Here is a 6398-nt window from a genome sequence, read left to right on the forward strand (position 1 = left end):
GCTCAAACGGGTCAGTCCGCTCTCATGACACATTTTGCAGTCCGGGTACGGAACGGTCAAATGCGAAATCGTGCGATCGGGCGAGAAAAACGGAGAAAAACCTACTTTCTCTGAGAGAGGAGCTTGATGGTAGCCAGCTGGATACCCAAATTGCTGCGGTAGAACTTATCAACGTTTTGCGGCCGATTGTCGCTATTGCGACCTTCATAACCTTTGCCGCCCTAGCGCTGCACGAGCATCCCGAGTGTAAGAAGAATCTGCAGTCAGGTGGAAGAAATTATTTGGAAATGTTTGTGCAAGAAGTTCGTCGGCACTACCCGTTTGCCCCGTTCTTGGGTGCCAGGGTACGAAAGGATTTCGTTTGGAATCAGTGCGAATTCAAAAAGGGAACGCTCGTACTGCTTGACCTATACGGTACAAATCACGATTCGCGACTCTGGGAAAACCCAAATGAATTCCGGCCCGAACGGTTTAAGGAATGGAAGGGCGGCTTATTTGATTTCATTCCCCAAGGTGGAGGTGACCCTGTCAAGGGGCACCGTTGCCCGGGCGAGGGCATTACCGTCGAAATCATGAAAGCGAGCCTGGATTTCTTAGTCAACAAGATTGAGTTTGAGGTCCCGGCTCAGGATTTCAGTTATAGTCTGGCAAAAATGCCGACATTGCCTGAAAGCGGATTTGTAATGAGTAATATTCAACCAAAATGATCCCAGGGCAGTTCGACTTGTCTGAGGGTGAATCTGTGTATTGAGGGGTAAGTACGATAGGGTGAAGGACACAGTCCTCTCACCGAGTTCCATGCGATGACTGGTAGAGTGAGGGTCTCCCTCTTGAACATGCATAACGTAGAGTAACGTAACCGGGGATACTGGTTTGAACCTTGGAGGATAGTCCCCCATGACCCGGCAGCCGATGGCGGCCGCTGTCAGGCCGTCCACGTTTTTGGGAAGGCGAATGAAATGGAAATCTGCATTTTTGACCAACACGTCCTCGGCATATCCTCCGTCGAATCCAGAACCGTACCGCATATGATAGCGACTTCAAAAGGTTAGGAATCCCTTTGAGACAGCACTCGCAATGGCCGCACCCATAATGGAACGGTACTGTCATCCTGTTTCCGCGAACAAGATTTCTGACTTCCTTGCCTACCTCTTCTTCGACCACGCCTCCGAATTCGGTCTCCATGCGGCGTAACACCGAGTACAGGGTTCCCCAACGGATCTGCCGCAAGGCGCCAAGAATTTCACCAAGAATGAAGAGTTCAAACATGCATCGGTCTGTCTTACCCCTTTCCTTTGTACTAGTCCGACCACGCAAAGCGGATGCACCAATCCGCTTGGTCCCCTTGTGCGCCGCAAAATGCGCGTTTTGTGGCTTATGGGAGAGGGTGTCAGCTACTACGATGACTGTGTAGCGGCCTCGACAGGTTGGGCGAGGCGGCAACGATGCTCGTCAGTATCTGATTTCCATCACACCTGTGTTGGGAAAGGGGAGGAGAGAATGGACCGGCGCAAGACGCGTCGTCGGGCAGGGCAGGTCGGTCTGCTTGCGGTGGCCATGGCCGTGCTCCTGGCGGGCTGCAGCCCCGAGTACATGGTGCTCCATCCGGTCGGACCCGTGGGCTGGCAGGAATTGCACCTGATAGTGCTCTCGACGGTGCTCGTACTCATTGTTATTGTGCCCGTGATCTTGCTCATGCTCTACATCGTCTGGCGGTACCGAGACAAGCCGGACAACAAGGCGCCGTATCAACCCCACTGGGCCAGCAGCAAAGTCCTCGAATTCATCTGGTGGGGGATACCCATTGTGGTGGTCGGGATTCTCGGTGCGGCGACTGTGAGAACCACGTACGCACTCGTCAAGCCTCCGGAGAACAACGTGAAGCCGCTGACGGTGGAGGTGGTGTCGCTCGATTGGAAGTGGCTCTTCCTGTACCCGGATCAGCACGTGGCGACGGTGAACTACTGCAAGATTCCAACGGGGGTGCCGGTGCAGTTTGAACTCACCTCGGACGCACCGATGAACTCTTTCTGGGTGCCGCAACTCGGCGGCCAGGAGTACACGATGCCGGGGATGTCGATGCGGCTATGGTTGCAGGCGGACGAGGCAGGCACCTACTACGGTCACGGCGCCAACTTTACCGGCGAAGGGTTTGCTCATGACCAGTTCCGCGTGGTGGCAGTCGGTGACGAAGACTTCAACAGCTGGGTGAACCAAGCCAAACAGTCTTACCCGGCTCTGACGCAGGCAGGGTATGCGAAGTTGAAGAAACCGAGCGTCATGGGTGAGGCCACCTACTCTGCGTTCCCGAAGGGGCTGTTCAACGCCACGGTGTGGGCGGACGGCGGCCAGTACATGCCGGGCATGTTCAACGACGTACCGGGTGGCAAGCCGGACAAGGCCATGTCGGACGGTATGTAACAGCAGTGGGGAACGCGACCAGCGCAAGCCACGAACCCCGTGAGGAGACGGGACGAAGGGCCGAGATTGGAACCAGAAGGAGCGTGAACGAGAGATGTGGGAGGCAATACGCCACTTTGGCGATACCTACCTGATGTGGCGCGAGGGGCCGCTGATTTGGGGTTCAGACGTGCTCATCCTCTTGACCATCATCGGTATTGTCTTCGCCTTGACCTACTTGAAGAAGTGGAAGTGGCTGTGGCGCGAGTGGTTGACCACGGTGGACCACAAGAAAATCGGCATCATGTACCTGGTCTGTGCGCTCTTGATGTTCTTTCGCGGCGGGGTCGACGCCCTGCTCATACGCACGCAGTTGGCGGAGCCGAACAATCATTTTCTGGATGCCGAGCATTACAACCAGATCTTTACGACGCACGGCACCATCATGATTTTGTTCATGGCCATGCCGTTCATCTTTGCCTTGTTCAACATCGCCGTGCCGCTGCAAATCGGCGCCCGCGATGTGGCGTTTCCATACTTGAACGCCATCAGCTTCTGGCTGTTCTTTTTTGCCGCGTTTTTGTTCAACATCTCCTTTGTGTTTGGCGGATCGCCCGATGCGGGCTGGACCAGTTATCCACCGTTGACGGAGCTTGGCTTTGACAAAGGACCGGGCGAGAATTACTACCTGGTGTCGTTGCTGATTTCCGGTATTGGGACGCTGGGCACGGGCATCAACTTCATCGCCACCATCCTGAAGATGCGGGCTCCGGGCATGACGATGATGAAGGTGCCGCTGTTCTCGTGGGCCGTACTCGCCTCGAGCATCGTCATCCTGACGGTGTTCCCGGCGCTCAATGTCGCGTTGGCGCTGCTCCTGTTTGACCGCCTGTTTGGCGCCCACTTCTTCACGATTGCGCAGGGCGGCAACCCGATGATGTTCATCAACCTGTTCTGGGTCTGGGGTCACCCGGAGGTGTACATCGTCGTCCTGGTGGCGTTCGGCGTCTACTCGGAAGTGGTGGCCACCTTCTCCCGCAAGGAGATCTTCGGCTACAAATCGATGGTGGCCTCGCTCATGGCCATCACCGTCGTCGGCGATGTGACCTGGGTGCACCACTTCTTCACCATGGGCGCGGGTCCAGACGTGAACAGCTTCTTCGCGGTCTCGACGATGGCCGTGGGCATCCCCACGGGTGTCAAGATGTTCAACTGGCTATTCACCATGTATCGCGGGCGGATTCGCCTGACCCTGCCGATGCTGTGGACGCTGGCGTTCATCGTCTGCTTCGCGGTTGCGGGGGCTACGGGCGTCATGCTGGCGGCCGCACCGGCCGACTACCAGTACCACAACAGCTACTTCCTGGTTGCCCACTTCCACCAGGCGCTCATCGGCGGCGTCGTCTTCGGGATGCTGGCCGGCATGTACTACTGGTGGCCGAAAATGTTTGGCTTCCAGCTGGATGAACGAATTGGCCGCTGGGCGTTTTGGCTGTTCAACATCGGCTTTTACGTCTGCTTCATGCCGCAGTACGCCCTCGGGTTGATGGGCATGCAGCGCCGTATGTACACCTATCCGGCCGATCTCGGTTGGGGAACGCTCAACTTCATCTCCACGATTGGCGCCTACATCATGGGACTTGGCTTCCTGTTCATCGTTGTGCAGGTGCTATACAGCATCAAGTACGGCAAGCGCGACGTGACCGGGGACATCTGGGATGCTCGCACATTGGAGTGGTCGCTGCCGTCGCCGGTGCCGCACTACAACTTTGCTGTCATCCCGCACGTCACCGACCGCGATATGTGGGCGACGCTGAAGGAACAGGGCCGGACTGGGGAACTGCGGACGGCGGCCAGCGATATCCGCCCCATCCACATGCCCAACAACAGCGCGCGTCCGTTTCTGCTCGGCGTCTGCTTCTTCTTCGCGGGGCTGGGCTTCGTGTTCGAGTGGTACGTCCTGGCTGCCCTGGCGCTCCTGGGTGTCGCGGTCTGTCTGTTGGCTCGCTCGTTTGAACTGCACGACGAACACGACCTCAGCGCGGATGAGATTCGTCGCACTGAGGCGCTGTCCGGGAGGTTGTGAACGATGTCCATCATGACGCTGGAGCGCCCGCGGGCGCACGGGAGCGCCGAGGCGAAGACCATCGAGTACAGCCAACCCAGCGAGTCGATCAAGATCTTCGGTTTCTGGCTGTTCCTGGCCACCGATATGCTGCTGTTTGCCTGCCTGTTTGCGACGTACGTGCTCCTGCACACGCACACGGCCGGCGGGCCGACGGCGCGCACCCTGTTTGACGTGCCCGGGTTTGTGGCGGAGACATTCATTCTGCTCACCAGCAGTTTCACCGGCGGCATCGCTACCTACGAGATGCAGCGCCAACGCGCTAAGTCGGTGGCCGTCTGGTTGTTCATCACCATGCTGCTGGGTCTCGCCTTCGTCGGCTTGGAGGTGCAGGAGTTCATCCACGACGTGCACATTGGCGCCACGATGTCGAGGAGCGCCTTCCTCTCGGCGTTCTTCACGCTCGTCGGGACGCACGGATGCCACGTGTCGCTGGGCATCGTCTGGATGGCGGCCATCCTGGTTCAGGTGCTGCGCTGGGGCATCACGCCGCAGACGGCGCGCAAGGTGTTCAACGTCGGGCTGTACTGGCACTTCCTCGATGTGGTCTGGGTGTTTATCTTCACGGTGGTTTACCTGACGGGGATGGTGATGTGAGATGCAAGCGCACGTGGAGATGGGCAAGCCTGTCCAGGTGGGCAAGCCGCAGCACGGCATCGGTCAGTACGTGCTGGGGTACGTGCTGTCCGTCGTGTTGACGCTGGCGGCGCTGTGGGCTGTGTTTGCCCACAGCCTGCATGGCGGCCCGCTCGTCCTCATCCTGTTGGCCCTGGCGGTGTTGCAAATAGGGGTTCAGTTGTTCCTCTTCATGCACATCACCAAAGGAGATGGGCCGCCGGTGCATTCGCTGGCGATCGCGATGGCGTTCCTATTCACTGTGGTCTTTGTGGCAGGTTCTCTGTGGGCCATGTCTTTCCACTACATGGTGGCCTGAGCCGGATGGGGGGTATGGCTTGTGATGACGTCGCGGGTAGCCGCCGACGCGGGGCAAATTCGCGCGCTGCCTGGTGCAACCGAGCGGCTTCGCGCCTACGTGGAGCTGACGAAGCCGCGGATTTTGGCGCTGCTCCTGTTCACCGAGTTTTGCGCGATGGTCTGGGCCGGCCAGCGGTGGCCCGAGCCACGGCTGGCACTGGCCGCGCTCGTCGGGCTGGCGTTGACAGCGGGCGGATCGGCGGCCGTCAACATGTGGTACGACCGGGACATCGACGGCATCATGAAGCGCACGGCGAACCGGCCACTGCCCCAGGGTGTGGTGCCGGCGCGGCACGCGCTGCTGCTCGGGCTGGCGCTCGGCGCGGCGGGAGTGGCTTGGCTGGGTGCCATGGTCAACGGTCTGTCTGCGCTCCTGGCCGCCGCCGGCTATGTCTATTACGCCGTGGTCTATACGATGGGACTGAAACGCAGCACCCCGCAGAACATCGTCGTGGGTGGCGGTGCCGGCGCTTTTCCCCCGCTTGTCGGTTGGGCGGCGGTGACCGGACACCTCGACTGGCCGGCCTGGGTGATGTTCGGCATCGTCTTTCTCTGGACGCCCTCCCATTTCTGGGGGCTCGCCCTGTACCGCAACGGCGACTATGCCACCGCGGGCATCCCGATGATGCCGGCGGTGCGCGGGGCAAAAGCGACGATTATCCAGATGATTGGGTACACTTGTTTGCTGATTGCTGTCTCGGCGTTGCCGTACGCTGCGCTGAGCCATCCCTGGCCGTATGAAGCGGTGGCTCTTGCCTGTGGAGCCGCATTCCTGGCAGCGCACGTGATGCTCTGGCGGACGCAGACTCAGCCGGCGCAGTGGGCGCGGCGCACGTTCTTGCTTTCGCTCGTCTACCTGCCCGTGGTGTTTCTGGCGTTGGCCGCGGCCGCGCTGACG

Annotated in this window: 6 protein-coding genes; all 6 read left to right on the forward strand. The window is 59.3% G+C overall.

The window, feature by feature from the left end:
- On the forward strand, nucleotides 1–707 hold a 707-nt coding region (locus tag ASH01S_RS16935; RefSeq protein ID WP_157067217.1), incomplete at its 5' end, for a cytochrome P450.
- Nucleotides 708–1500: 793 nt separating this feature from the next.
- A complete protein-coding gene (locus ASH01S_RS16940; protein ID WP_157067218.1) occupies nucleotides 1501–2421 on the forward strand; it encodes a ubiquinol oxidase subunit II in 921 nt (306 codons plus the stop codon).
- 94 nt (nucleotides 2422–2515) lie between these two features.
- Nucleotides 2516–4486, forward strand: coding sequence for a cbb3-type cytochrome c oxidase subunit I (locus tag ASH01S_RS16945; protein ID WP_067929622.1), 1971 nt, complete (start codon nucleotides 2516–2518; stop codon nucleotides 4484–4486).
- 3 nt (nucleotides 4487–4489) lie between these two features.
- Complete coding sequence (locus tag ASH01S_RS16950; protein ID WP_067929623.1) at nucleotides 4490–5122, forward strand: cytochrome (ubi)quinol oxidase subunit III; 633 nt, start codon at nucleotides 4490–4492, stop codon at nucleotides 5120–5122.
- Nucleotide 5123: 1 nt separating this feature from the next.
- Complete coding sequence (locus tag ASH01S_RS16955; RefSeq protein WP_067929624.1) at nucleotides 5124–5459, forward strand: cytochrome C oxidase subunit IV family protein; 336 nt, start codon at nucleotides 5124–5126, stop codon at nucleotides 5457–5459.
- A gap of 24 nt (nucleotides 5460–5483) precedes the next feature.
- Nucleotides 5484–6398 (forward strand): heme o synthase (locus ASH01S_RS16960; RefSeq protein ID WP_083517310.1); only part of this gene is annotated, 915 nt, incomplete at its 3' end.

It is taken from the genome of Alicyclobacillus shizuokensis NBRC 103103 (assembly GCF_001552255.1).
GTDB lineage: Bacteria > Bacillota > Bacilli > Alicyclobacillales > Alicyclobacillaceae > Alicyclobacillus_G > Alicyclobacillus_G shizuokensis.